This is a genomic window from Streptomyces sp. NPDC093801 (assembly GCF_040701585.1).
In the GTDB taxonomy this organism is placed as follows: Bacteria; Actinomycetota; Actinomycetes; order Streptomycetales; family Streptomycetaceae; genus Streptomyces.
Map to the genome: position 1 here is coordinate 57,983 of NZ_JBFBDP010000018.1, position 24,995 is coordinate 82,977.

The 24,995-nt window shown below is 73.3% G+C and carries 24 protein-coding genes; 20 read left to right on the plus strand and 4 right to left on the minus strand.

Annotated features, from left to right (window positions below):
• The first annotated feature begins 48 nt into the window (after nt 1-48).
• Nucleotides 49-1,041: a DNA polymerase III subunit delta gene (gene holA / locus AB0469_RS21695; RefSeq protein ID WP_366453051.1), complete on the plus strand. Its 993-nt coding sequence runs from the start codon at nt 49-51 to the stop codon at nt 1,039-1,041.
• A gap of 247 nt (nt 1,042-1,288) precedes the next feature.
• Here the strand turns inward: holA and rpsT are convergent, their stop codons facing one another.
• Nucleotides 1,289-1,549, minus strand: coding sequence for a 30S ribosomal protein S20 (rpsT, locus tag AB0469_RS21700; RefSeq protein ID WP_030030523.1), 261 nt, complete (start codon nt 1,547-1,549; stop codon nt 1,289-1,291).
• 198 nt (nt 1,550-1,747) lie between these two features.
• Here rpsT and lepA point away from each other — a divergent pair, with 198 nt between their 5' ends.
• From lepA to AB0469_RS21720, 4 genes are all read left to right on the plus strand, one after another.
• Entirely contained in the window at nt 1,748-3,613 is a 1,866-nt protein-coding gene (gene lepA / locus AB0469_RS21705; protein WP_366453052.1) for a translation elongation factor 4, read from the plus strand.
• A gap of 251 nt (nt 3,614-3,864) precedes the next feature.
• Nucleotides 3,865-5,757: a long-chain fatty acid--CoA ligase gene (locus AB0469_RS21710; protein ID WP_366453053.1), complete on the plus strand. Its 1,893-nt coding sequence runs from the start codon at nt 3,865-3,867 to the stop codon at nt 5,755-5,757.
• A 138-nt stretch (nt 5,758-5,895) separates the two neighbouring features.
• Entirely contained in the window at nt 5,896-7,128 is a 1,233-nt protein-coding gene (gene hemW, locus AB0469_RS21715) for a radical SAM family heme chaperone HemW (RefSeq protein WP_366453054.1), read from the plus strand.
• A gap of 109 nt (nt 7,129-7,237) precedes the next feature.
• The gene (locus AB0469_RS21720) at nt 7,238-7,582 is read left to right on the plus strand and encodes a Uma2 family endonuclease (protein ID WP_366453055.1); all 345 of its coding nucleotides are present in this window, start codon (nt 7,238-7,240) and stop codon (nt 7,580-7,582) included.
• Here AB0469_RS21720 and AB0469_RS21725 read toward each other — a convergent pair.
• Together AB0469_RS21725 and AB0469_RS21730 are read right to left on the minus strand one after the other, a co-directional pair.
• Nucleotides 7,560-8,369, minus strand: coding sequence for a DUF3097 domain-containing protein (locus AB0469_RS21725; RefSeq protein ID WP_366453056.1), 810 nt, complete (start codon nt 8,367-8,369; stop codon nt 7,560-7,562). The two genes, AB0469_RS21720 and AB0469_RS21725, sit on opposite strands and share 23 nt — an antisense overlap.
• A 10-nt stretch (nt 8,370-8,379) precedes the next feature.
• Nucleotides 8,380-9,129: an MBL fold metallo-hydrolase gene (locus AB0469_RS21730; protein WP_366453057.1), complete on the minus strand. Its 750-nt coding sequence runs from the start codon at nt 9,127-9,129 to the stop codon at nt 8,380-8,382.
• A gap of 167 nt (nt 9,130-9,296) precedes the next feature.
• Here AB0469_RS21730 and hrcA point away from each other — a divergent pair, with 167 nt between their 5' ends.
• The 12 genes from hrcA to AB0469_RS21790 all read left to right on the plus strand — a co-directional run bounded on the left by hrcA (nt 9,297) and on the right by AB0469_RS21790 (nt 20,005).
• Complete coding sequence (gene hrcA / locus AB0469_RS21735) at nt 9,297-10,313, plus strand: heat-inducible transcriptional repressor HrcA (RefSeq protein WP_042809531.1); 1,017 nt, start codon at nt 9,297-9,299, stop codon at nt 10,311-10,313.
• Nucleotides 10,314-11,453, plus strand: coding sequence for a molecular chaperone DnaJ (gene dnaJ, locus AB0469_RS21740; protein WP_045946277.1), 1,140 nt, complete (start codon nt 10,314-10,316; stop codon nt 11,451-11,453).
• A 157-nt stretch (nt 11,454-11,610) separates the two neighbouring features.
• The gene (locus AB0469_RS21745) at nt 11,611-12,702 is read left to right on the plus strand and encodes a nitronate monooxygenase (protein WP_366453058.1); all 1,092 of its coding nucleotides are present in this window, start codon (nt 11,611-11,613) and stop codon (nt 12,700-12,702) included.
• Nucleotides 12,699-13,445 carry a 16S rRNA (uracil(1498)-N(3))-methyltransferase gene (locus AB0469_RS21750; RefSeq protein ID WP_366453059.1) on the plus strand — a complete coding sequence of 249 codons (747 nt, stop codon included), beginning with the start codon at nt 12,699-12,701 and terminating at the stop codon, nt 13,443-13,445. Before AB0469_RS21745 ends, AB0469_RS21750 begins: the two co-directional genes overlap by 4 nt.
• A 120-nt stretch (nt 13,446-13,565) precedes the next feature.
• Complete coding sequence (locus AB0469_RS21755; RefSeq protein WP_366453060.1) at nt 13,566-13,925, plus strand: histidine triad nucleotide-binding protein; 360 nt, start codon at nt 13,566-13,568, stop codon at nt 13,923-13,925.
• 6 nt (nt 13,926-13,931) lie between these two features.
• On the plus strand, nt 13,932-14,834 hold the full coding sequence (locus tag AB0469_RS21760; protein WP_366453061.1) for a ribonuclease Z: 903 nt from the start codon (nt 13,932-13,934) through the stop codon (nt 14,832-14,834).
• 158 nt (nt 14,835-14,992) lie between these two features.
• A complete protein-coding gene (locus AB0469_RS21765) occupies nt 14,993-16,087 on the plus strand; it encodes a PfkB family carbohydrate kinase (RefSeq protein ID WP_366453062.1) in 1,095 nt (364 codons plus the stop codon).
• Nucleotides 16,088-16,229: 142 nt separating this feature from the next.
• Nucleotides 16,230-17,291 (plus strand): PhoH family protein, encoded by a 1,062-nt coding sequence (locus AB0469_RS21770; RefSeq protein WP_366453063.1) that lies wholly within the window; start codon nt 16,230-16,232, stop codon nt 17,289-17,291.
• A 13-nt stretch (nt 17,292-17,304) separates the two neighbouring features.
• A complete protein-coding gene (gene ybeY / locus AB0469_RS21775; RefSeq protein WP_366453064.1) occupies nt 17,305-17,802 on the plus strand; it encodes an rRNA maturation RNase YbeY in 498 nt (165 codons plus the stop codon).
• The gene (locus AB0469_RS21780) at nt 17,799-19,106 is read left to right on the plus strand and encodes a hemolysin family protein (protein ID WP_366453065.1); all 1,308 of its coding nucleotides are present in this window, start codon (nt 17,799-17,801) and stop codon (nt 19,104-19,106) included. The genes ybeY and AB0469_RS21780 overlap by 4 nt, the downstream gene beginning before the upstream one ends.
• The gene (locus AB0469_RS21785) at nt 19,103-19,456 is read left to right on the plus strand and encodes an MmcQ/YjbR family DNA-binding protein (protein ID WP_366453066.1); all 354 of its coding nucleotides are present in this window, start codon (nt 19,103-19,105) and stop codon (nt 19,454-19,456) included. Before AB0469_RS21780 ends, AB0469_RS21785 begins: the two co-directional genes overlap by 4 nt.
• 183 nt (nt 19,457-19,639) lie before the next feature.
• Nucleotides 19,640-20,005, plus strand: a complete 366-nt coding sequence (locus AB0469_RS21790; RefSeq protein ID WP_366453067.1) for a cytidine deaminase — start codon at nt 19,640-19,642, stop codon at nt 20,003-20,005.
• Nucleotides 20,006-20,057: 52 nt separating this feature from the next.
• Here AB0469_RS21790 and AB0469_RS21795 read toward each other — a convergent pair whose 3' ends face one another.
• Nucleotides 20,058-21,371 carry an MFS transporter gene (locus AB0469_RS21795; protein WP_366453068.1) on the minus strand — a complete coding sequence of 438 codons (1,314 nt, stop codon included), beginning with the start codon at nt 21,369-21,371 and terminating at the stop codon, nt 20,058-20,060.
• Between the two features lie 70 nt (nt 21,372-21,441).
• On the opposite strand from AB0469_RS21795, the gene AB0469_RS21800 reads away from it, so the two are divergent.
• The 3 genes from AB0469_RS21800 to era all read left to right on the plus strand — a co-directional run bounded on the left by AB0469_RS21800 (nt 21,442) and on the right by era (nt 24,992).
• The gene (locus AB0469_RS21800) at nt 21,442-22,431 is read left to right on the plus strand and encodes a helix-turn-helix domain-containing protein (protein ID WP_366453069.1); all 990 of its coding nucleotides are present in this window, start codon (nt 21,442-21,444) and stop codon (nt 22,429-22,431) included.
• A gap of 157 nt (nt 22,432-22,588) precedes the next feature.
• Nucleotides 22,589-23,728: a beta-xylosidase gene (locus AB0469_RS21805; protein ID WP_366453070.1), complete on the plus strand. Its 1,140-nt coding sequence runs from the start codon at nt 22,589-22,591 to the stop codon at nt 23,726-23,728.
• Between the two features lie 322 nt (nt 23,729-24,050).
• A complete protein-coding gene (gene era / locus AB0469_RS21810; protein WP_366453071.1) occupies nt 24,051-24,992 on the plus strand; it encodes a GTPase Era in 942 nt (313 codons plus the stop codon).
• The last annotated feature ends 3 nt before the right edge of the window (nt 24,993-24,995 follow it).

A 24,995-nucleotide genomic window follows, 5' to 3' on the forward strand; every position in this document is an offset into this window, starting at 1 on the left:
GGCACCGGGGGCCGGGCGCTGTCGGTGCGGCGTGGGATGCTGGAGCCGATGGCCACCAGGAAGAACCCCACCGACGATCCCCTCGCCCCGATCACCCTCGCGGTGGGGCAGGAGGACCTGCTGCTCGACCGCGTCGTCCGGGACGTGGTGAAGGCCGCCCGCGCGGCCGACGCCGACACGGACGTGCGGGACCTGACCTCCGACCAGCTCCAGCCGGGCACCCTTGCGGAGCTGACGAGCCCGTCGCTCTTCTCCGAGCGCAAGGTCCTGATCGTGCGCAACGCGCAGGACCTGGGCGCGGACACGGTGAAGGAGGTCAAGGCCTACCTCGCCGCCCCGTACGAGGAGATCACGCTCGTCCTCCTCCACGCGGGCGGGGTGAAGGGCAAGGCCGTACTGGACGCCGCCCGCAAGGCGGGGGCCCGGGAGGTCGCCTGCCCGAAGATGACGAAGGCCGCGGACCGGCTCTCCTTCGTCCGGGGGGAGTTCCGGGCGCTGGGGCGATCGGCCACCCCCGAGGCCTGCCAGAACCTGGTGGACGCGATCGGCGCCGACCTGCGGGAGCTGGCGAGCGCGGCGGCGCAGCTGTGCGCGGACGTCGAGGGCACCATCGACGAGGCCGTGGTGGGCCGCTACTACACCGGCCGGGCCGAGGCCTCCAGCTTCACCGTGGCCGACCGGGCGGTCGAGGGCCGGGCCGCGGAGGCCCTGGAGGCCCTGCGCTGGTCCCTGGCCACCGGAGTGGCGCCGGTGCTGATCACCAGCGCGCTGGCGCAGGCCGTCCGGGCGATCGGCAAGCTGGCCTCCGCCCCGCGCGGAGCGCGCCCCGGGGACCTCGCCCGGGACCTCGGGATGCCCCCGTGGAAGATCGACCGGGTCCGGCAGCAGATGCGCGGCTGGTCGGCGGACGGGGTCTCGGAGGCGCTGCGCGCCGTCGCCCTGGCCGACGCGGGCGTCAAGGGCGGCGGGGACGACCCCGAGTACGCGCTGGAGAAGGCCGTCGTGGCGGTGGCCCGGGCCGCCAGGCCGCAGCGCCGCTGAGGCGCCCGGGGAGGTGCCGCAGGGCCTCGCCGGGGCCCTGCCGGGCTCCCTCCCCGGCCGGTGCGCGACGGACACGCGAAGGCCCCGGCCGCCGCCCTGGGGAAGGGCGGGGGCCGGGGCCTTCGGTCACTGCTGTGTGCGCCGCACCCGCGTGGCGAACGCAGGCCGCGTGCGGCGCGGGGTGCCGGTCAGGAGCGGATGAGAGGGCCCGCTGGGTCCGTCCCGGCGTTCACATCGAGTGCGGAACTCAGATGGCGGCAACCTTGGAGGCCAGCGCCGACTTCTTGTTGGCGGCGGCGTTCTTGTGGATGACACCCTTCGAGACGGCCTTGTCCAGCTTCTTGGAAGCCAGGCGGGCCGCAGCGGTGGCCTTCTCCGCGTCGCCGGCGAGGATGGCCTCGTTGGCCTTGCGGATGAAGGTGCGCAGCTCGGACTTGACCGACTTGTTGCGAAGGCGGGCCTTCTCGTTGGTCTTGTTCCGCTTGATCTGGGACTTGATGTTCGCCACGAAAGAGCCTTTTCAGGTTCAGAGTATTTTTCCGGATGTGCCTCGTCTGCTGAGAGGGCATGCGAGACACAGCCACCCAGGCTACCAGGCGCGCTTCGACCGGCCCAAACCGAGCGCATCGCCCGGTCCATGGGACCATGGGAGCCTGCGTACCGTTCGACAGCAGATCCGACAGCGACCCGAGAATCAGGACACTGCGTGCCCGCCATCCCCAGCCACGTGCCCGAGCCGAGCCGTACCGACCCGGCGCTGATCCGCAATTTCTGCATCATCGCGCACATCGACCACGGCAAGTCGACCCTCGCCGACCGGATGCTCCAGCTCACCGGTGTCGTCGACCAGCGGCAGATGCGCGCCCAGTACCTCGACCGCATGGACATCGAGCGTGAGCGCGGCATCACGATCAAGTCCCAGGCGGTCCGCCTGCCGTGGGCCCCCACCGAGGGCGAGGGCCAGGGGACCACGCACATCCTGAACATGATCGACACCCCCGGGCACGTCGACTTCACCTACGAGGTCTCGCGCTCCCTCGCGGCGTGCGAGGGCACGATCCTCCTGGTGGACGCCGCCCAGGGCATCGAGGCCCAGACCCTCGCCAACCTGTACCTGGCGATGGAGAACGACCTCGCGATCGTCCCGGTCCTGAACAAGATCGACCTGCCGGCGGCCCAGCCGGAGAAGTTCGCCGAGGAGCTGGCGAACCTGGTCGGCTGCGACCCCGACGACGTCCTGCGCGTCTCGGCGAAGACCGGCCTCGGCGTGGACGCCCTGCTCAACCGCGTCGTCGACACCGTTCCGGCCCCGGTCGGCGTCAAGGACGCCCCCGCCCGCGCGATGATCTTCGACTCGGTCTACGACTCGTACCGGGGCGTCGTCACGTACGTGCGTGTCGTCGACGGCACGCTCAACAAGCGCGAGCGCATCCGGATGATGTCCACCGGCGCCACGCACGAGCTGCTGGAGATCGGCACCAACTCGCCCGAGATGCTGCCGGCCGACGGCCTGTCCGTCGGCGAGGTGGGCTACCTGATCACCGGCGTGAAGGACGTCCGCCAGTCCAAGGTCGGCGACACCATCACCCAGCAGGTCGGCGGCGCCACCGAGTCCCTCGGCGGATACAAGGACCCGAAGCCGATGGTCTTCTCGGGCCTGTACCCGCTCGACGGCTCGGACTACCCCGAGCTGCGCGAGGCCCTGGACAAGCTCCAGCTCAACGACGCCGCGCTGGTCTACGAGCCGGAGACCTCGGCGGCGCTCGGCTTCGGCTTCCGCGTGGGCTTCCTCGGCCTGCTCCACCTGGACGTGGTCCGCGAGCGCCTGGAGCGCGAGTTCGGCCTCGACCTGATCGCCACCGCGCCGAACGTGGTCTACCGGGTGGTGCTGGAGGACGGCAAGGAAGTCACCGTCACCAACCCGAGCGAGTTCCCCGAAGGCAAGATCAAGGACGTCTTCGAGCCGGTCGTCCGGGCCACCGTCCTCGCGCCCACCGAGTTCATCGGCGCGATCATGGAGCTCTGCCAGACCCGCCGCGGCACCCTGCTCGGCATGGACTACCTCTCCGAGGACCGCGTCGAGATCCGCTACACGCTCCCGCTCGCGGAGATCGTCTTCGACTTCTTCGACCAGCTGAAGTCCAAGACGCGCGGCTACGCCTCCCTCGACTACGAGCCCACCGGCGAGCAGGCCTCCAGCCTGGTCAAGGTGGACATCCTGCTGCACGGCGACAAGGTCGACGCCTTCTCCGCCGTCTGCCACAAGGACGCCGCCTACGCCTACGGCGTGCGCCTGGTCGCCAAGCTGCGCGAGCTCATCCCGCGGCAGGCCTTCGAGGTGCCGATCCAGGCGGCCGTCGGCTCCCGCGTCATCGCCCGCGAGACCATCCGCGCGATCCGCAAGGACGTCCTCGCCAAGTGCTACGGCGGTGACATCTCCCGTAAGCGGAAGCTGCTGGAGAAGCAGAAGGAAGGCAAGAAGCGCATGAAGATGGTCGGCTCCGTGGAGGTGCCGCAGGAGGCCTTCATCGCCGTCCTCTCCAGCGACGAGTCCAGCGGCAAGAAGAAGTAGCCGCGCCGTCCCATGTCGCGCGAAAGGGCCCGCATGCACACGCATGGGGGCCCTTTTCGTTATGAAGCGGCCGCTCGGGGGCCCTTACGCACCGGCCGGGCGACCTCTACCCTGATCAAAGCCCGACGGTTACCGGCCAGTTAACCGGCCGGTAACGAAGCACTGCGGTCGCGTACCCGGCGGCTGCACCCGCCAGTCCCAAGCGCCCCACGCCCACGCCCTGTCCGCGTGGACCCGGTCCGGAGGATGTCGTGAGCGACACACAGACCTTGATCGAGAACCGCCCGCCCACCGTGGCGGCCCTCTTCCTTGACCGCGTCGCCGCCACGCCGAACGGGGAGGCCTACCGCTACCCCGTGCCCTCGGCCCGCCCCGAGGGCGGCCCCGACGACTGGAAGTCGCTCAGCTGGGGGCAGGCCGCCGACCGGGTCTTCGCCATCGCGGCCGGCCTGATCACCCTCGGCCTGCACCCCGAGGAGCGCGTCGCCCTCGCCTCCAACACCCGCGTCGAGTGGATCCTCGCCGACCTGGGCGTGATGTGCGCCGGCGGCGCCGTCACCACCATCTACCCCAGCACCAACGCGGAGGAGTCCGCCTTCATCCTCTCGGACTCCGAGAGCCGGGTGCTGATCGCCGAGGACGGCGCCCAGCTGGCCAAGGCCCGCGAGCGCCGCGCCGACCTCCCCGACCTCGCCCACGTGGTCGTCGTCGAGGCCGCCGACGCCGTCGCCGCCGAGGGCGACCCGGAGGGCTGGGTGCTCTCCCTCGCCGACCTGGAGGCGCGCGGCAGGGAGTACCTGGAGCAGCACCCGGCGGCAGTCAAGGACCGGATCGCGGCCATCACCGCCGACCAGCTCGCCACGCTCATCTACACCTCGGGCACCACCGGCCGCCCCAAGGGCGTCCGCCTCCCGCACGACAACTGGTCGTACATGGCCAAGGCCACCGTCGCCACCGGCATGATCCACAGCGACGACGTCCAGTACCTGTGGCTGCCGCTCGCGCACGTCTTCGGCAAGGTCCTCACCTCCGGCCAGATCGAGGTCGGGCACGTCACCGCCGTCGACGGCCGCATCGACAAGATCATCGAGAACCTGCCGGTCGTCCAGCCGACCTACATGGCGGCGGTCCCCCGCATCTTCGAGAAGGTCTACAACGGCGTGGCCGCCAAGGCCCGGGCCGGCGGCGGCGCCAAGTACAAGATCTTCCAGTGGGCGGCCGGCGTCGCCCGCGAGTACGCCAAGGTCACCCAGGACAACTACCGCCGCACCGGGCGGGCCACCGCCCCCTTCGGCCTCTCCACCCGGCACAAGGTCGCCGACGCGCTCGTCTACTCCAAGCTCCGCGAGGCCTTCGGCGGCAAGCTGCGCGCCGCCGTCTCCGGCGCCTCCGCCCTGGCCCCCGAGATCGGCTACTTCTTCTCCGGCGCCGGCATCCACATCCTGGAGGGCTACGGCCTGACGGAGTCCAGCGCCGCCTCCTTCGTCAACCCGGGCGAGGCCTACCGCACCGGCACCGTCGGCAAGCCCCTCCCCGGCACCGAGGTCCGCATCGCCGACGACGGCGAGGTCCTGCTGCGCGGCCCCGGCATCATGCAGGGCTACCACCGTCAGCCCGACAAGACCGACGAGGTCCTGGAGAGCGACGGCTGGCTGCACACCGGCGACATCGGCGAGCTCTCCCCGGACGGCTACCTGCGCATCACCGACCGCAAGAAGGACCTGATCAAGACCTCGGGCGGCAAGTACGTCGCCCCGGCCGAGATCGAGGGCCAGTTCAAGGCGATCTGCCCGTACGTCTCCACCATCGTCGTCCACGGCGCCGACCGGAACTTCTGCTCCGCCCTGGTCGCCCTCGACGAGCCCGCCATCCTCGGCTGGGCCGCCGAGAACGGCCTGGAGGGCAGGACGTACGGCGAGGTCCTGGCCGCGCCCGAGACCAACCGCCTGGTCGAGACCTACGTCCAGACCCTCAACGAGAACCTCCAGCGCTGGCAGACGATCAAGAAGTTCCGGATCCTCCCGCGCGACCTCGACGTCGAGCACGGCGACCTCACGCCCAGCCTGAAGCTGAAGCGACCGGTCGTCGAGCGCGAGTTCAAGCACCTCATCGACGAGATGTACGCCGGGTCCCGCGAGGCCTGACGCCCGGCCGGACGGGGGCGGGCCGGCGGCCCGCCGCGCGGGCTGCGCGCGCCGTACGCGGCGACGCGGCCGGCGCCCGCCCCCGCGCCCGGCCCGAGGGCGTGAAACGACCATGGGGCGGTGCGGGACAATGGCCGTATGCCTTCCGCACTGCCCGACGGTGAACCCATGCCCGAAGACGGCTCGCTGCCGTCGCATGCCCTGGCGGGCGCCGGGGGGCGGCCGCTGGGGTTCTACCTGCACGTCCCGTACTGCGCCACGCGCTGCGGGTACTGCGACTTCAACACCTACACCGCGACCGAGCTGCGCGGCACCGGCGGCGTCCTCGCCTCCCGCGAGAACTACGCCGACACGCTGATCGACGAGGTCCGCCTGGCCCGCAAGGTGCTCGGGGACGACCCGCGCGCCGTGCGGACCGTCTTCGTCGGCGGCGGCACGCCCACGCTGCTGCCCGCCCGGGACCTCGTCCGCATGCTCGCGGCGATCCGCGACGAGTTCGGCCTGGCCGAGGACGCCGAGGTCACCACCGAGGCCAACCCCGAGTCCGTGGACCCCGCGTACCTGGCCGAGCTGCGCGCGGGCGGGTTCAACCGGATCTCCTTCGGCATGCAGAGCGCCCGGCAGCACGTCCTGAAGGTCCTCGACCGCACCCACACCCCCGGCCGCCCCGAGGCGTGCGTGGCCGAGGCCCGCGCGGCGGGCTTCGAGCACGTCAACCTCGACCTGATCTACGGCACCCCGGGCGAGTCCGACGACGACTGGCGGGCCTCCCTGGAGGCCGCGCTCGGCGCCGGGCCCGACCACATCAGCGCCTACGCGCTGATCGTCGAGGAGGGCACCCAGCTGGCCCGCCGGATCCGCCGCGGCGAGGTCCCGATGACCGACGACGACGTCCACGCCGACCGGTACCTGATCGCCGACGAGGTCATGGAGCGGGCCGGGTACTCCTGGTACGAGGTGTCGAACTGGGCCACCTCCGAAGCCGGCCGCTGCCTCCACAACGAGCTGTACTGGCGCGGGGCCGACTGGTGGGGCGCGGGCCCGGGCGCCCACTCGCACGTGGGCGGGGTCCGCTGGTGGAACGTCAAGCACCCCGGCGCCTACGCCGCCGCCCTGGCGGAGGGACGCTCCCCGGGCGCGGGGCGCGAGCTCCTCTCGGAGGAGGACCGGCGGGTGGAGCGGATCCTGCTGGAGCTCCGCCTCGTCGACGGCGTCCCGCTGTCCCTGCTGGCCCCGGCGGGCCTGGCGGCCTCCCGCCGCGCCCTGGCCGACGGCCTCCTGGAGGCGGCCCCGTACGAGGCCGGTCGCGCGGTGCTGACCCTGCGCGGGCGGCTGCTGGCGGACGCGGTGGTACGGGACCTGGTGGACTGACCCCCCGCCCGGGTGGAATCCCCCCGTAACCGCACCCACGCTGCCCAGGCTGCCGCCGACAGTACGCGGCGGATGCGGAGGACCACGGAGACGACCGCTGTGGACGAGCGTGGGATGGCCGAGTTCTTCGTACCCGGGGTCGGGCCGCCTCCTGCCGTCCCAGCTGATCACGCTGGTGGTGGAGGTCGTCTCCAGGACCAGCGCCGACAGGGACTACGTGGCCAAGCGCTCGATCCACGCCGCGGGCCGGGTGCCCGCCTGCCTGGTCGTCGACCCGGTCGTCGGGCAGTGCGTCCTGCCGGCCATCCCGGTCGGCGAGGGGGACGACGCCGACCACCGGGCCCAGCGGGTCACGAAGTTCGGTGAGCCGCTGCCGCCGGGGCCGCTCGGCATCGAGCTGGACACGGGCGACTTCGGCACGTTCCAGGGAGTCAGGCCCCACCGCCGTCCGTGACGAAGTCGATCAGCTCCTCCACCCGCCCGAGCAGCGTCGGCTCCAGGTCGCGGTAGGACGTCACGCGGGACAGGACGTGCTGCCAGGCGGCCCCCGTGTTCTGCGGCCAGCCCAGGGCCCGGCAGACGCCCGTCTTCCAGTCCTGGCCGCGCGGGACCTCCGGCCAGGCCGCGATGCCCAGCGCCGACGGCTTCACCGCCTGCCAGACGTCCACGTACGGGTGGCCCACCACCAGCACGTCCCGGGAGGTCACCGAGGCCGCGATCCGCGACTCCTTCGACCCCGGCACCAGATGGTCCACCAGGACCCCGAGACGGGCGTCCGGCCCCGGGGCGAACTCCGCCACCACGGCCGCGAGGTCGTCGATCCCCTCCAGGTACTCCACCACCACGCCCTCGATCCGCAGGTCGTCGCCCCACACCCGCTCGACCAGCTCGGCGTCGTGCCGCCCCTCGACGTAGATCCGCCCCGCCCGCGCCACCCGGGCCCGCGCCCCCGGGACGGCGATCGAGCCCGAGGCCGTACGGGCCGGCGCGGCCGGAGCCCGCGCGGGGCGGGTCAGCGTCACCACCGCCCCGTCCAGCAGGAAGCCCCGCGGCTCCAGCGGGAACACCCGCCGCTTGCCGAACCGGTCCTCCAGGGTCACCGTGCCGGCCTCGCACGCCACCACCGCGCCGCAGAAGTCCGTACCCGCCACCTCGACCACCAGATCGGGGTCGGCCGGCACCTCCGGCACGGCCTTGGGGCGCTTCCACTGCGGGGTCAGGTCGGGGGAGTACTCGCGCATCCGGCCGACACTAGGAGCGCGGCCGCCCGCACGCCCGCGACACGCCGAAACGGTCCGCCAGTGTGGCGCGTTGCGCACGCACGAAGTCCGCGTCCACCACCGCTCCGTGACCCGGTACGTACAGCGCGTCCTCCCCGCCCAGCGACAGCAGCCGGTCCAGGGCGGCCGGCCACTGGCCCGGCACGGCGTCCGAGCCGGCCTGCGGCTCCCCGGACTCCTCGACCAGGTCCCCGCAGAACACCGTCTCCCGCTCGCCCGGCACGAAGACCGCCAGGTCGTGCTGGGAGTGCGCGGGCCCCACGTTGGCCAGCAGCACCTGCACCCCGCCCAGCTCCAGCGTCCACTCGCCCGACACCAGGTGCCCCGGCGCCTTGAGCAGGTCGCAGGCCTCGGCGGCCTCCTCCTCCGCCAGACCCTGGGCCACCGCGCTCACCCGCAGCTCCTCCCGGCCGGCGGACGTCCCCACCAGCCGGTCCAGGCCGACCGCCCCGTAGAACTGGGCGCCCGCGAAGGCGGAGCCGCCCAGTACGTGGTCGAAATGTCCGTGGGTGAATGCGATATGGGTCACGTGCCGGCCGGCCAGCCGCTCCACCTCGGCGCGGATCCCGGCCCCCTCCCGGACGCTCGATCCGGGGTCGATCAGGAGCACCGAGTCGTCCCCCACCACCAGCCCCACCGTGCAGTCCCACACCGGGAGCCGTCGTCGGCCCGCCCGCCCGGTCAGCCGTTCCCAGCCCGCCTCTTCCCATCGCATCTCCATGCCGCGACGCTACCCTGGCGGGCCGCCCTTGCCCGCGGCGTACCACCCGGCCGTACACTGACCGGGGGATCTCTGGCACTCGGACGCGCAGAGTGCCAGCCGATCACCGCCGCAGGACCGCCCGACCAGGACCGCCCGACGACCGACCGCATCCGGAGGTGTGCGCGATGCTCAGTGAACGCAGACTCGAGGTGCTGCGCGCCATCGTCCAGGACTACGTCGGGACGGAGGAGCCCGTCGGCTCCAAGGCCCTCACCGAGCGGCACAAGCTGGGCGTCTCACCGGCCACCGTGCGCAACGACATGGCCGTGCTGGAGGAGGAGGGCTACATCGCCCAGCCCCACACCAGCGCCGGCCGGATCCCCACCGACAAGGGCTACCGGCTCTTCGTCGACAGGCTGGCCGGAGTCAAGCCGCTGTCGACGCCCGAGCGCCGCGCCATCCAGAACTTCCTCGACGGGGCCGTGGACCTCGACGACGTCGTCGGCCGCACGGTACGGCTGCTCGCGCAGCTGACCCGCCAGGTCGCCGTCGTCCAGTACCCGTCGCTGACCCGCTCCACCGTCCGGCACGTCGAGCTGCTGTCGCTGGCCCCCGCCCGGCTGATGCTCGTCCTGATCACCGACACCGGACGGGTCGAGCAGCGCATGGTCGACACCCAGACCCCCTTCGGCGAGAACTCCCTCGCCGATCTGCGGGCGCGGCTCAACAGCCGGGTCGTCGGACGCCGCTTCACCGACGTCCCGAACCTGGTGCAGGACCTTCCGGAGTCGTTCGAGATCGACGACCGGGCGACCGTCAAGGCGGTGCTCGCGACCCTTCTCGAAACCCTGGCCGAGGAGGCGGAGGAGCGGCTGATGATCGGCGGCACCGCCAACCTCACGCGCTTCGGACATGATTTTCCCCTGACGATCAGGCCGGTGCTCGAAGCGCTGGAGGAGCACGTGGTGCTCCTCAAGCTGCTGGGCGAGGCCGGGGAGTCGGGGATGGCCGTACGGATCGGGCACGAGAACGCCTACGAGGGACTCAACTCCACGTCGGTCGTCTCCGTCGGCTACGGTTCGGGCGGCGAGGCAGTCGCCAAACTCGGCGTGGTCGGACCGACCCGCATGGACTACCCCGGAACGATGGGAGCGGTACGCGCAGTGGCACGTTACGTCGGACAGATCCTGGCGGAGTCGTAAGTGGCCACGGACTACTACGCCGTACTCGGCGTGCGCCGCGACGCATCGCAGGACGAGATCAAGAAGGCCTTCCGCCGCCTCGCGCGCGAACTCCACCCGGACGTGAACCCGGACCCGAAGACGCAGGAGCGCTTCAAGGAGATCAACGCGGCCTACGAGGTCCTCTCCGACCCGCAGAAGAAGCAGGTCTACGACCTCGGCGGCGACCCGCTGTCCTCCTCGGGCGGCGGTGGCGGCGCGGGCGGCTTCGGAGCGGGCGGCTTCGGCAACTTCTCCGACATCATGGACGCCTTCTTCGGCCAGGCCTCGCAGCGCGGACCGCGCTCGCGGACCCGCCGCGGCCAGGACGCCATGATCCGCCTGGACCTGGAGCTGGACGAGGCCGCCTTCGGCACGACCAAGGACATCCAGGTCGACACCGCCGTGGTCTGCGGCACCTGCTCCGGCGAGGGCGCCGCCCCCGGCACCTCCGCGCAGACCTGTGACATGTGCCGCGGCCGTGGTGAGGTCTCGCAGGTCACCCGGTCCTTCCTGGGCCAGGTCATGACCTCGCGCCCCTGCCCGCAGTGCCAGGGCTTCGGCACCGTGGTCCCGACCCCGTGCCCCGAGTGCGCGGGCGACGGTCGGGTCCGCTCCCGCCGCAGCCTGACGGTCAAGATCCCGGCCGGTGTCGAGAACGGCACCCGGATCCAGCTCGCGGGCGAGGGCGAGGTCGGTCCCGGCGGCGGCCCCGCCGGCGACCTGTACGTGGAGATCCACGAGCTGCCGCACCCGACCTTCCAGCGGCGCGGCGACGACCTGCACTGCACGGTCACCATCCCCATGACGGCCGCGGCCCTGGGCACCAAGTGCCCGCTGGAGACGCTGGACGGCATGGAGGAGATCGACGTCCGGCCCGGCACCCAGTCCGGCCAGGCCATCCCGCTGCACGGGCGCGGCGTCACGCACCTGCGCGGCGGCGGCCGGGGCGACCTGATCGTCCACGTCGAGGTCACCACCCCCGGCAAGCTGGACGCCCAGCAGGAGGAGCTGCTGCGCCAGCTCGCGAAGCTGCGCGGCGAGGAGCGGCCCATGGGCCAGTTCGCGCCGGGCCAGCAGGGTCTGTTCAGCCGCCTGAAGGACGCGTTCAACGGCCGCTGACCGCCCCGGCGGCAGCGTATGCAGGAGCCCGGTACGGACACCCCGTACCGGGCTCCTGCCCGTAGGGCCCGGTGCCGCCCCCGGCTCCGGAAAGCGGACTATGCCAGGCGAATGCCGTGATTCGGCGCCGTGACCCGGACATGGCACGATGCAGTCCATGTCCTCCGCACCGAACGGTCTCCACCCGTACCCGATCGTGCAGGCTCCCATGGCGGGCGGGATCTCCGGCCCGCCGCTCGTCGCCGCCGTGTGCGAAGCGGGCGGGCTCGGCTTCCTGGCCGGCGGCTACAAGACCGCCGACGGCATGTACCAGGAGATCAAACAGGCGCGCGGGCTCACCCGGCGGCCCTTCGGAGTGAACCTCCTCCTGCCGCAGACCGGCCACGCCGAACCCGCGGCCGTCGAGGCCTACCGCGGGCAGCTGGCCGGCGAGGCGAGCTGGTACGACGTCTCCCTCGCCGAGGAGGACATCATCGGCACCTGCGACGACGGCTACGACGCCAAGCTCGCCATCCTGATCGAGGATCCGGTACGGGTCGTCTCCTTCACCTTCGGCTGTCCCGAACCCGCCGCGCTCGCGCGCCTGCGGGCGGCCGGGACGTACACGATCGTCACCGCGACCTCGCCCGAGGAGGCCCGTGCCGCCCAGGCGGCCGGCGCCGACGCCGTCTGCGTCCAGGGCGTCGAGGCCGGCGGCCACCAGGGCACCCACCGCGACGACCCGCAGACCGACGGCACGGCGGGCGTCGGCCTGCTCGCCCTGGTCACCCAGGTCCGGGAGGCCGTGGCGCTGCCGATCATCGCGGCCGGCGGGGTGATGCGCGGGGCCCAGATCGCCGCCCTGCTCGCGGTCGGCGCGCAGTCCGCACAGCTCGGCACGGCCTTCCTGGCCTGCCCGGAGTCGGGCGCCCACCCGTTGCACAAGAAGGCCCTGACCGACCCGGTGTTCCCGCACACGGAGCTCACCCGGGCCTTCTCGGGCCGGCCCGCGCGGGGCCTGGTGAACCGCTTCATGCGCGATCACGGTCCCTACGCCCCGGCCGCCTACCCCCAGATCCACCACATGACCTCGGGGCTGCGCGCGGCGGCGGCCGCGGCCGGGGACCCGCAGGGGATGGCACTGTGGGCGGGACAGGGGCACCGGCTGGCCCGGGCGCTGCCGGCGGGGGAGCTGGTGGAGGTGCTGGCGGCCGAAACGGCCCGGGCGCAGAACGCGTTGAAGGTGTTGCAGATGAGGAGAGCGTCATGACGGCCCCCGTGTTCGTGGTCGAAGAGGTCCCCGCGGGGCCGGAGTTCGTGCTGGAGGGCCCCGAGGGGCGGCACGCGGTGTCCGTGAAGCGGCTGGCCCCGGGCGAGGACGTGGTCCTCACCGACGGCCGGGGCCGCTGGGCGGAGGGCGTGGTCAAGACGGCCGAGGGCAAGGACCGCCTGGTCGTCACGGACCTGCACGGGATCCGGGAGGAGCCGGAGCCGGCCGTGCGGATCACGGTGGTGCAGGCGCTGCCGAAGGGCGACCGGGGCGAGGTCGCGGTGGAGACGATGACGGAGACGGGCGTCGACGCGATCGTGCCGTGGCAGGCCTCGCGGTGCATCACCCAGTGGCGGGGCGAGCGCGGCGCCAAGTCCCTGGCCAAGTGGCGGGCCACCGCCCGGGAGTCGGGCAAGCAGTCGCGCCGGGTCCGCTTCCCGGAGGTGGGCGAGGCGCTGTCCACGAAGCAGGTGGCCGCGCTGCTGGCCGGCGCCGACCTGGCGATGGTGCTCCACGAGGACCGCGAGGCGGCCTCGGAGCCCCTGGCGACGGCCGCGCTTCCCGCGTCCGGCTCGGTGGTCCTGGTGGTCGGCCCCGAGGGCGGGGTCTCCCCGGAGGAGCTGGCCGTCTTCGCGGAGGCGGGCGCCCGCCCGTACCGCCTGGGGCACAGCGTCCTGCGCACCTCGACGGCGGGCACGGCCGCCACCGCGGTCCTGCTGGCGCGCACGGGCCGCTGGGGGTAGCCCGCGACGGCCCCTCGGGACGGGCGGGGCGGCGGGTCGAGCCCCGCTCGTCCGGCGCCGCGCGGCGGCGGCCGGGCCGGTAGCATGCCCCGACCGATCAACATCACGGGAGGCGCGGCCATGGCCGGGGAACCGCAGGCGGACTGCCTGTTCTGCAAGATCGTCGAGGGGAAGATCCCGGCGACCGTGGTCCGGGAGACCGAGACCACCGTCGCCTTCCGGGACATCAACCCGCAGGCGCCGACCCACGTGCTCGTCATCCCCAAGGTGCACCACCCCGACGCGGCCTCCCTCGCCGCCGCCGAGCCGACCGTGATCGCCGACATACTGCGCGAGGCCGGGGAGATCGCCGCCGCCGAGGGCATCGCCGACCACGGCTACCGGGTCGTGTTCAACACCGGCGCCGGCGCGGGCCAGACCGTCTTCCACGCCCACCTGCACGTCCTGGGAGGCCGCGGCCTCCAGTGGCCCCCCGGGTAGCGGTCCGTGTCCGTACGCGAGTTCGTGGTCCTCGGCACCGCCAGCCAGGTACCCACCCGGCACCGCAACCACAACGGCTACCTGCTGCGCTGGGACGGCGAGGGCATCCTCTTCGACCCGGGCGAGGGCACCCAGCGGCAGATGCTGCGGGCCGGGGTCGCGGCCCACGACATCAACCGGATCTGCATCACGCACTTCCACGGTGACCACAGCCTGGGCCTGGCCGGGGTGATCCAGCGGATCAACCTCGACCAGGTGCCGCACCCCGTGACCGCGCACTACCCGGCCTCGGGCCAGAAGTTCTTCGACCGGCTGCGGTACGCGACGGCCTACCGGGAGACCGTCCGGCTCGGGGAGGAGCCGGTGGCGCAGGACGGGGTGCTCGCGCACGGGCCCTCGTACGTCCTGGAGGCGAGGCGCCTCTCGCACCCCGTGGAGTCCTTCGGCTACCGGCTGACCGAGCCGGACGGGCGCCGGATGCGGCCGGAGCTGCTCGCGCGGCACGGGATCGCGGGCCCGGACGTCGGGCGGGTCCAGCGCGAGGGGCGGCTGGGCGAGGTCACCCTGGAGGACGTCAGCAAGCACCGGGCCGGGCAGCGGTTCGCCTTCGTGATGGACACCCGGCTGTGCCCGGGGGTCGAGGAACTGGCGCAGGGCTGCGACATGCTGGTCATCGAGTCCACGTTCCTCGACGCGGACGCCGGCCTGGCCGCCGACCACGGGCACCTGACCGCCGGGCAGGCGGCGGGGGTGGCCCGGGACGCCGGGGTCCGGCACCTGGTGCTGACTCACTTCTCGCAGCGCTACCCGGACCCTTCGGAGTTCGAACGGGAGGCCCGCGGGGCCGGGTTCGAGGGGGAGCTGACGATCGCGGCCGACCTGGCCCGGGTGCCCCTGCCGAAGCGTTAGGCGCACGGCGCGTCCAGGGCGGGACCAGCGGGGCGAGGGCGGCAGGAGAGCCGGGCTCAGGTGAGGTGCGTCACACTGGGTTTGGCCGCAGGGTGCCCGGGCAGACCTGGCAGCCCGCCAGCCGTACGCAGAAACGACACTTCAACGGGGAGTACACCGTGACCAGTCGGGACAGCCGCACCAGCCGCCCCGGAACACTCGACCCGCTGGGCCCGCTGCGCGACCCCCGGGAACCGGGCTGCGACGTCTTCCTGACCGGCACGGTCTTCCTCGACATCATCTTCACGGGGCTCGACTCCGCTCCCGTCCGCGGGACGGAGTCCTGGGCGCGCGGCATGGGCTCCAGCCCCGGCGGCGTCGCCAACATGGCCACCGCCCTGGCCCGCCTCGGCCTGCGCACCTCCCTCGCCGCCGCCTTCGGCGACGACCACTACGGCGAGTACTGCTGGGACGCCCTGGAGCAGGGCGAGGGCATCGACCTGTCCATGTCGCGCACCGTCCCCGGCTGGCACAGCCCCGTCACCGTCTCCATGGCCTACGAGGGCGAGCGCACGATGGTCTCCCACGGCCACGAGGCCCCGCCCCCGGCCGGCCCCGGCCCCTTCCCCTGGTGTCCGCCGACGACCCGCGCCGCCGTGGCCTCGCTGGCCGCCGACCGCCGCGAGGACTGGATCGGCGAGGCGGCCCGCCGCGGCTCGCGGATCTTCGCCGACGTGGGCTGGGACGACACCGGCCGCTGGGACCTGGGCGCCCTGACCGACCTGGAGCACTGCGAGGCCTTCCTGCCCAACGCCGGGGAGGCCATGCGGTACACCCGCACCGACTGTCCCCGCGCCGCCGCCCGGGCGCTCGCCGAGAAGGTGCCGGTCGCCGTGGTGACCATGGGCTCGGAGGGCTCGTACGCCGTCGACTCCCGGACCGGCGAGACGGCGGAGGTCCCCGCCATCGCCGTCGAGGCCCTGGACCCGACCGGCGCCGGGGACGTGTACGTGGCCGGGTTCGTCACCGGCAGCCTCGCCGGGTGGCCCCTCGCGGACCGGCTGGCCTTCGCCGGCCTGACCGCCGCCCTCTCGGTGCAGGAGTTCGGCGGCTCCCTCTCCGCCCCCGGCTGGGCCGAGGTGGCCCACTGGTGGCGCACCGCCCCGGAGGCCCTGCGGGGCCGCTACGCCTTCCTGGACGCCCTCGTCCCGCCGGGCGCCGGCCCCTGCTCCCGCCGCCGGGCCGTCCCCACCATCGGCTTCCGCACCCCCTAGGAGGCGGCCCCGCCGCGGCCCGGGGCCCGGGCCGGAAAACCCCTCGGGAACGGTCCGGGGTGGACGTACCCTTGGTACTCCGGAGGCCGTCGATCGGCGCGGCCCCTCAGCGGGAGGTATGCGCAGGCCACAGTGCCGGCCCATGACTCAGACACCGACAGCCCACAGCCCCGTGCCGGGCCAGGCGCGAGCCCACTTCACCGTCCCCGCGAGGCACCCCATGGTGACCGTGCTCGGTTCGGGCGACGCACTGCTGCGCGTGATCGAGAAGGCCTTCCCGGGGGCCGACATCCACGTGCGGGGCAATCAGGTCAGCGCGGTCGGGGAGGCGGCGGAAGTCGCCCTCGTCCAGCGCCTGTTCGACGAGATGATGCTGGTGCTCCGCACCGGGCAGCCGATGACGGAGGACGCAGTGGAACGCTCGATCGCCATGCTCAAGGCGAACGGCAGCGACGCCGAGGGGCGCCCGCTGGAAACCCCGGCCGAGGTGCTCACCCAGAACATCCTCTCCAGCCGCGGCCGCACCATCCGGCCCAAGACCCTGAACCAGAAGCGGTACGTCGACGCGATCGACAAGAACACGATCGTCTTCGGCATCGGCCCCGCCGGTACCGGCAAGACCTACCTCGCCATGGCCAAGGCGGTGCAGGCCCTGCAGTCCAAGCAGGTCAGCCGCATCATCCTGACCCGGCCCGCCGTCGAGGCGGGGGAGCGGCTCGGCTTCCTGCCGGGCACGCTCTTCGACAAGATCGACCCGTACCTGCGCCCGCTCTACGACGCCCTGCACGACATGATGGACCCGGACTCCATCCCCCGGCTGATGGCCGCGGGCACCATCGAGGTGGCGCCGCTGGCGTACATGCGCGGCCGGACGCTGAACGACGCCTTCGTCGTCCTCGACGAGGCGCAGAACACCAGCCCCGAGCAGATGAAGATGTTCCTGACACGGCTCGGGTTCGACACGAAGATCGTGATCACCGGTGACATCACGCAGGTCGACCTGCCGAACGGCACCAGGAGCGGTCTGCGCCAGGTCCAGGAGATCCTCGAAGGGGTGCCCGACATCCACTTCTCGCGGCTCACGTCCGAGGATGTCGTCCGGCACAAGCTGATCGGCCGTATCGTCGACGCGTACGAGAAGTACGACGACAGCCAGGCGGCCCGGGAGACCGGCGCGGCCCGGAACGGCAACCAGCGGAAGTAGAACCCAGCGCACCATGTCGATCGACGTCAACAACGAGTCCGGAACCGAAGTCGACGAGCAGGCGATCCTCGACATTGCCCGCTACGCGCTCACCCGGATGCGGATCCACCCGCTCTCCGAGCTCTCCGTCATCGTCATCGACGAGGAGGCGATGGAGCAGCTCCACATCCAGTGGATGGACCTGCCCGGACCCACCGACGTCATGTCCTTCCCGATGGACGAGCTGCGTCCGCCGTCGAAGGACGACGAGGAGCCCCCGCAGGGGCTCCTCGGCGACATCGTCCTGTGCCCGGAGGTGGCGAAGAAGCAGGGCCAGGACGCCCCGACGCAGCACTCCATGGACGAGGAGCTCCAGCTCCTGACCGTCCACGGGGTGCTGCACCTGCTCGGGTACGACCACGAGGAGCCGGACGAGAAGGCCGAGATGTTCGGCCTCCAGGCGGCCATCGTCGACGGCTGGCGGGGTGAGCGCGGGATGACCGGCCCCTCCCCGGCCCCGACCGTCTCGTGAGCAGCGCCTATCAGCTGATCACCGAGGCGGTCCTGCTGACCGTGGTGGCCTGGTTCGCGGCCTGCGCCGAGTCCGGGATCGCCCGCGTCTCCAGCTTCCGCGCCGAACAGGCCGTGCGCGAGGGCCGGCGCGGCAGCGCCAAGCTGGCCCAGGTCGCCGGCGACCCCACCCGCTACGTCAACGTGGCCCTGCTGGTGCGCGTCACCTGCGAGATGGCGGCCGGCGTGCTCGTCACGTACGTCTGCCTCGACGCGTTCGGGGAGAACTGGACGGCGCTGCTGGTGGCCATCGCGGTGATGGTGCTGGTCTCGTTCGTGGCGGTGGGCGTGTCCCCCCGTACGATCGGGCGCCAGCACCCGCTGAACACCGCGACGGCGGCCGCGTACGTCCTCGTCCCGCTGGCGCGGATCATGGGGCCGGTCCCGCAGCTGCTGATCCTCATCGGCAACGCCCTCACCCCGGGCAAGGGCTTCCGCAAGGGCCCCTTCGCCTCCGAGGCCGAGCTGCGCGCGATGGTGGACCTCGCGGAGAAGGAGTCGCTGATCCAGGACGAGGAGCGCCGGATGGTGCACTCGGTCTTCGAGCTCGGCGACACGCTCGTGCGCGAGGTGATGGTGCCCCGCACCGACCTGGTCTGCATCGAGCGCTACAAGACGATCCGCCAGGCGACCACCCTCGCCCTGCGCTCCGGTTTCTCGCGGATCCCGGTCACCGGGGAGAACGAGGACGACATCGTCGGCATCGTCTACCTCAAGGACCTCGTCCGCCGCACCCACATCAACCGGGAGGCGGAGAGCGACCTGGTCTCGACGGTGATGCGGCCGGCGGTCTTCGTGCCCGACACCAAGAACGCCGGGGACCTGCTGCGCGAGATGCAGTCGGTGCGCAACCACGTGGCCGTCGTCATCGACGAGTACGGCGGCACGGCGGGCATCGTCACGATCGAGGACATCCTGGAGGAGATCGTCGGCGAGATCACCGACGAGTACGACCGGGAGACCCCGCCCGTCGAGGACCTCGGCGACGACCGCTACCGGGTCACGGCCCGCCTCGACATCACCGACCTCGGCGAGCTGTTCGGGGCGCTGGCCTTCGACGACGAGGACGTGGAGACGGTCGGTGGGCTGCTGGCCAAGGCCCTGGGCCGGGTGCCGATCGCCGGGGCCTCGGCGGTGGTCGACCTGCCGGACGGGCGTCCGCTGCGGCTGACGGCCGAATCCCCGGCGGGCCGCCGGAACAAGATCGTCACGGTGCTCGTGGAGCCGGTGCTCGCGGAGGCCGGGGAAGGGGAGGAGGCGTCATGACGCCGGCGGAGCTGCGCGCCTTCTGTCTGGGCTTCAACGCGGCGGTGGAGGAGTTCCCCTTCACCCCCGAGACCTCGGTGTTCAAGGTGCTGGGCAAGATGTTCGCCCTGTCGGCCCTGGACGGCGAGCCGCTGAAGGTCAACCTCAAGTGCGAGCCGGAGGCGGCGGTGCGCCTGCGGGCGCAGCACCCCGCGATCGTCCCGGGCTGGCACATGAACAAGCGGCACTGGAACACGGTGACGGTCGGCGACCTGCCGGACGCGCTGGTGCGGGAGCTGGTGGAGGACTCGTACGACCTGGTCGTCGCGGGGCTGCCGAGGGCGGAGCGGCTCCGGCTGGACCGGCCGTGAAGCCGGATCCGCAGTAGAACGGTTAGGGCCCAAGGTCATACCGGTTCGGGACCTTCGGATCGCAGGACGTGATCCCTTCGCTGCTTAGGTTTGTTCTGCGCCCCGGGGGGAGGCGCCAGAGGGGGAACCGCCCCGGCGGGGTCGTTGCACGCCGCCGCCGGGGCGCTCCCTATGCTTTCGCCTATGACCGAGAGCAGCGTGGGAGCGGGGATCGACCCCGAGGACAGCAAGATCATCACCCTGGCGCGCAGCGCCCGTGCCCGCAACGGAGTCCCCGAGGGGGCCGCGGTACGGGACGAGACCGGCCGCACGTACGTCGCCGGGACCGTGGAGCTGGACTCCCTCAAGCTGAGCGCCCTCCAGACGGCCGTCGCCATGGCGGTGGCGAGCGGCGCCCGCTCCCTGGAGGCCGCGGCCGTGGTCAGCGCGGCCGACGCCCCGGCCGATGCCGACCGTGCGGCCGTCCGCGACCTCGGCGGCCCGGCCACCCCGGTCCTGCTCGCCGCCCCCGACGGCACCCTGAAGTCCACGACCCCCGCCGGGGCCTGATCCGCCGGCGGCGCCCGGCGGCTGCGTGCGCAGCCGCCGTCCCCGGCCGGGCTCAGGCCGCGGCCGGGACGGCGGCGCCCCGCTCCGGGCGGCGCCGGATCACCATCGCCATCAGCGCCGCCACCGCGCACAGCGCGCCCGAGGCGTACCAGACCAGGTCGTACGAGCCGAGCGCGTCCCGGGCCACTCCGCCGAGGAAGGCCACGACCGCCGCGCCCACCTGGTGCGAGGCCAGCACCCAGCCGAAGACGATCGCGCTGTCCTGCCCGTAGTGCTCCCGGCACAGGGCGATCGTCGGCGGGACCGTCGCGACCCAGTCCAGACCGTAGAAGACGATGAAGAACACCATCGGCGGGTGCACGGCGGGCGCCAGCAGCACCGGCAGGAACAGCAGGGACACCCCGCGCAGGGCGTAGTACACCGCCAGCAGGCGGCGCGGCTCGAACCGGTCGGTGAACCAGCCCGAGGCGATGGTGCCGAGCACGTCGAACACGCCGATCACCGCGAGCAGTCCGGCGGCGGCCGTCACCGGCATGCCGTGGTCGTGCGCGGCCGGTGTGAAGTGCGTGCGGACCAGTCCGTTCGTCGAGGCCCCGCAGATCGCGAAGGTGCCCGCCAGCAGCCAGAACGGTCCCGTCCGGGCCGCCCGGAAGAGCACGGTCACCGCCCGGCGGGCCGCCCCCTGGACCGGCGCGGGCTTGGGCTCGTAGGCGCCACCGTACGGGGCGAGGCCCACGTCCGCCGGGTGGTCGCGCAGCAGCAGCCACACGAAGGGGACGACGGACAGGGCCGCCAGCGCCACGGTGACCGAGGCCGGGCGCCAGCCGTGGCGCTCCACCAGCCAGGAAAGCAGCGGCAGGAAGATCAGCTGCCCGGAGGCGCCCGCGGCCGTCAGGACGCCCGTGACGAGTCCGCGCCGGGCGGTGAACCAGCGGTTGGTCACCGTCGCCGCGAAGGCGAGCGCCATCGATCCGCTGCCGATGCCCACCAGCACGCCCCAGAACAGCACCAGCTGCCAGGACGCGGTCATCCACACGGTGGCCAGCGAGCCGCCGGCGATGACGGTCAGGGCCACCGCGACGACCTTCCGGATGCCGAAACGGTCCATCAGCGCGGCGGCGAAGGGCGCGGTGAGCCCGTAGAGCGCCAGGTTGACGGAGACCGCGAAGCCGATGGTGCCGCGCGACCAGGCGAACTCCTCGTGCAGCGGCTCGATGAGCAGGCCGGGGAGGGAGGCGAAGGCGGCGGCGCCGATGATCGTCACGAAGGCGACGGCCGCGGCGAACCAGGCCCGGTGGATGCGGCCGGGCTCGCGGGGCGCGCGGGAGGCGGCCCGGGGGCTGGAGGTGGGTGCTGTCTGCGTCACCCCGACAGCTTCCGGCCAACGGGGGCCGGAGGACAGTGGCCTGACCGACATGCTTCGATACGATCGGGCCATGGCCACTGCCGAGAAGCCGCACCGCGTCGTCATCCTCGCCCTCGCCGGGCTGCTGCCGTTCGAACTCGGCATCCCGCACCGGATCTTCGGCTACGCCAAGGGCCCCGGCGGGCGGCCCCTGTACGAGACCCTGACCTGCGGACTCGCCGCCGGGCCGGTCCGCACGGACGCCGACTTCGCCATCCATGTCGAGCACGGACCGGAGCTGCTCGCCACGGCCGACACCGTGGTGGTGCCCGCCTCCTACGAGCTGGGGCCGGTCTACGAGGAGGGGCGGCTGACCGAAGGGCTCGCGGCGGCCCTCGCCCACATCCGGCCCGGCACCCGCCTGGTCTCCATCTGCACCGGCGGCTACGTCCTGGCCGCCGCCGGGTACCTGGACGGCCGCCCGGCCACCACCCACTGGGCCTCCGCCGAGCACTTCCAGCGGCTGTTCCCGGCGGTACGGGTCGACCCGGACGTGCTCTACACCGACGACGGGGACGTGCTGACCTCCGCAGGGGTCGCCGCGGGCGTCGACCTGTGCCTGCACATCGTCCGGCGCGACCACGGCGCGGCCGTCGCCAACGAGGCGGCCCGTCGGACCGTCGTACCGCCGCACCGGGACGGCGGGCAGGCGCAGTTCGTCGCCCGGCCCGTGCCCGAGCCGCAGCAGGCCAGCACCACGGCCGCGCGGGCCTGGGTGCTGGACCGGCTGCACGAGCCGCTGCGGCTGAGCGACCTCGCCCGCCAGGAGGCCGTGTCGGTACGGACCTTCACGCGCCGCTTCCGCCAGGAGTCGGGGGTCAGCCCGGGAGAGTGGATCACCGGCCAGCGGGTGGAGCGGGCCCGGCAGCTGCTGGAGCGGACGGACCTGCCGATGGAGGCGGTGGCCCGGGAGGCGGGCTTCGGAACGGCCCAGTCGCTGCGCAAGCACGTCCAGGCGGCGCTGGGCGTGAGCCCGACGGCCTACCGGCGGACGTTCCGGGCGGCGGGGCCGGGGGCCTGACCCCCTCTGACGGGGCGTCAGTGCCGTGCCTCCCCGTGCATTGACTTCTCCGGCCGCCCGCCCGTGAATGGCCCTCGGTCGGGTGGGGGCGGCGGCGGGAGGGGGCCGGGCGATGCGGAGACGGGCGCGCGGGAGGGGCCGGGCGGCGGTCGCGGGCGTGGCCGTGCTCGTGGCCACGGCCGGGGGAGCGCTGGGGGCGCCGGCGGCGGCCGACGGTGGAACGTCCCCGGGACGGGTGGAGTTCCCCACGCACTGCCTGCCGGCCGCCGAGGGGCCGACCGCGGCCCTGATCGAGGTGGACGATCCGGCGCCGCGCGTGGGGGACACGGTCACGGTGACCTACCGGCTGGACCGGACCCCCCTGGCACCGCCGCAGGAAGGCGCCCTCCCCGCCGCGACGGGGCGGGTCCTGCTGGGCGGGGCCCAGCGCGGAGAGGTGGCGGTCGCGCCGGTGGACGGTTCCGGGGCGGTCATGCGGGGGAGCTTCGTCGTCACCGGGGCCGGCGGGATCACCCTCAGCCCGGGCGGCTACGCGCTGGCGGGGGCCGCCTGCGGGGTGGCGGCGCCGACGGCGCCGGTCGCGGCGCGGCTGACCGCCGCCCCGCTGCCCGTCATGAACCTGCGGGGCCTCGCCCTCGGCACCTCGTACGGGGAGCCGGGCGCCCGGGTCCGGATCACCGGGGCGGGGTTCACGCCCGGGGCGGAGGTGGCGGTCGCGGGCCGCGCGGGCGCCGCCGAGACGGCCGACCGGGTGGCGGCCACCGCCGACCGGTCGGGGGCGTTCGCGGTGGAGCTCGCGGTGGCGGACCGGGGGACGACGGGGGTCGTCGCGTACGAGGGCGGGGCCTGGTCGGCGGCGCGGGGCGCGCGGCCGGAGGCGTACGCGGTCGTCGAGCCGGCCCCTGCGGCGGGCTCGCTGACGATGACGCAGGCCGGGGCGGCGATCACGCTGGGCGCGGTCGGGTACGGGGGTGCGGGTGGCGGCGCCGGGCGCATCGGGACGGTGACGGTGGTCGACACGCGCGGGCCCGGGGCGGGGCGGTGGACGCTGCGGGGCAGGCTGACGGAGTTCACGGGGGCGGACGGGGCGCCGGTCCCGGGGGCGTCGCTGTCGTGGACCCCCGTGTGCGGGGGCGGGTGCGCAGCCGGCCCCGCGGGGGTGGTGGGTGCGGAGGGGGCGGTCCTGGCCTCGGGGGAGGGAGGGCGGTGCACGGTCGACGCGGCCGTCGCCCTCCGGGTGCCGCCGTACACCCCGCCGGGTGCGTACCGGGCGTCCCTCACGCTGACCCTGTCGTAGCCGGGCCGGGTGCCGGGTGCCGCTGCGCGGGGCGGACGTCCCCTACCCGCCCTTCGCCCGTTCCCCGGGGGCTCCGCCCCCGGACCCCCGCGCCTCAACCGCCGGAGGGGCTGTCAACGGCCCCGCCGGCGTTTGAGGCGACGGGCGCGGAGCGCACGTACGGGGTCCGGGGCTTGCCCCGGTGAGCGGGAGAGGGGCGGGGCGGGGAGCAAGCCCCGCGCAGCGGCAGCCGACGGCCCGGCCGGTGCCCGTAGGTCGTCGAGGCACCCCCGCGGAGACGGTCTGGTCGGCGGGCCGGGCGGCATCGGGGAGAATGGCCCGTATGAGCGATCGTTCCCCCGAGCCCACCGCCCCGCACCGCGCGGGCTTCGCCTGCTTCGTCGGCCGCCCCAACGCGGGCAAGTCGACCCTGACCAACGCGCTGGTGGGCACCAAGGTCGCGATCACCTCGAACCGGCCCCAGACCACCCGCCACACCGTCCGCGGCATCGTGCACCGCCCCGACGCCCAGCTGGTGCTGGTGGACACCCCCGGCCTGCACAAGCCGCGCACCCTGCTCGGCGAGCGGCTCAACGACGTCGTGCGCACCACCTGGGCCGAGGTCGACGTCATCGCCTTCTGCCTGCCCGCCGACCAGAAGCTCGGCCCCGGCGACAAGTTCATCGCCAAGGAGCTCGCGGGGATCAAGAAGACCCCCAAGATCGCCATCGTCACCAAGACCGACCTGGTCGAGTCCAAGCAGCTGGCCGAGCAGCTCATCGCGATCCAGCAGCTCGGCGCCGAGCTCGGCATCGAGTGGGCCGAGATCGTCCCCGTGTCGGCGGTCGGCGACAACCAGGTCCAGCTGCTGGCCGACCTGATCGCCCCGATGCTGCCGGAGAGCCCCCCGCTCTACCCGGAGGGCGACCTCACCGACGAGCCCGAGATGGTCATGGTCGCGGAGCTGATCCGCGAGGCCGCGCTGGAGGGCGTCCGCGACGAGCTCCCGCACTCCATCGCCGTCGTGGTCGAGGAGATGATCCCGCGCGAGAACCGTCCGGCGGACCGGCCGCTGCTCGACATCCACGCCAACGTCTACATCGAGCGGCCCAGCCAGAAGGGCATCATCATCGGCCCCAAGGGCTCCCGCCTGAAGGAGGTCGGCATGAAGTCGCGCAAGCACATCGAGGCGCTGCTCGGCACGCCGGTCTTCCTCGACCTGCACGTGAAGGTCGCCAAGGACTGGCAGCGGGACCCCAAGCAGCTGCGCAAGCTGGGCTTCTGACCC

Bases quoted from the DNA above. Each gene is read 5' to 3' on its own strand.
- ybeY (WP_366453064.1), top strand. From the start codon at position 17,305: ATGTCGATCGACGTCAACAACGAGTCCGGAACCGAAGTCGACGAGCAG.
- AB0469_RS21785 (WP_366453066.1), top strand. From the start codon at position 19,103: ATGACGCCGGCGGAGCTGCGCGCCTTCTGTCTGGGCTTCAACGCGGCG.
- AB0469_RS21750 (WP_366453059.1), top strand. From the start codon at position 12,699: ATGACGGCCCCCGTGTTCGTGGTCGAAGAGGTCCCCGCGGGGCCGGAG.
- hemW (WP_366453054.1), top strand. From the start codon at position 5,896: ATGCCTTCCGCACTGCCCGACGGTGAACCCATGCCCGAAGACGGCTCG.
- AB0469_RS21790 (WP_366453067.1), top strand. From the start codon at position 19,640: ATGACCGAGAGCAGCGTGGGAGCGGGGATCGACCCCGAGGACAGCAAG.
- AB0469_RS21730 (WP_366453057.1), bottom strand. From the start codon at position 9,129: ATGGAGATGCGATGGGAAGAGGCGGGCTGGGAACGGCTGACCGGGCGG.
- hrcA (WP_042809531.1), top strand. From the start codon at position 9,297: ATGCTCAGTGAACGCAGACTCGAGGTGCTGCGCGCCATCGTCCAGGAC.
- AB0469_RS21800 (WP_366453069.1), top strand. From the start codon at position 21,442: ATGGCCACTGCCGAGAAGCCGCACCGCGTCGTCATCCTCGCCCTCGCC.
- AB0469_RS21755 (WP_366453060.1), top strand. From the start codon at position 13,566: ATGGCCGGGGAACCGCAGGCGGACTGCCTGTTCTGCAAGATCGTCGAG.
- AB0469_RS21770 (WP_366453063.1), top strand. From the start codon at position 16,230: ATGACTCAGACACCGACAGCCCACAGCCCCGTGCCGGGCCAGGCGCGA.
- era (WP_366453071.1), top strand. From the start codon at position 24,051: ATGAGCGATCGTTCCCCCGAGCCCACCGCCCCGCACCGCGCGGGCTTC.
- holA (WP_366453051.1), top strand. From the start codon at position 49: ATGGCCACCAGGAAGAACCCCACCGACGATCCCCTCGCCCCGATCACC.
- AB0469_RS21745 (WP_366453058.1), top strand. From the start codon at position 11,611: ATGTCCTCCGCACCGAACGGTCTCCACCCGTACCCGATCGTGCAGGCT.
- AB0469_RS21725 (WP_366453056.1), bottom strand. From the start codon at position 8,369: ATGCGCGAGTACTCCCCCGACCTGACCCCGCAGTGGAAGCGCCCCAAG.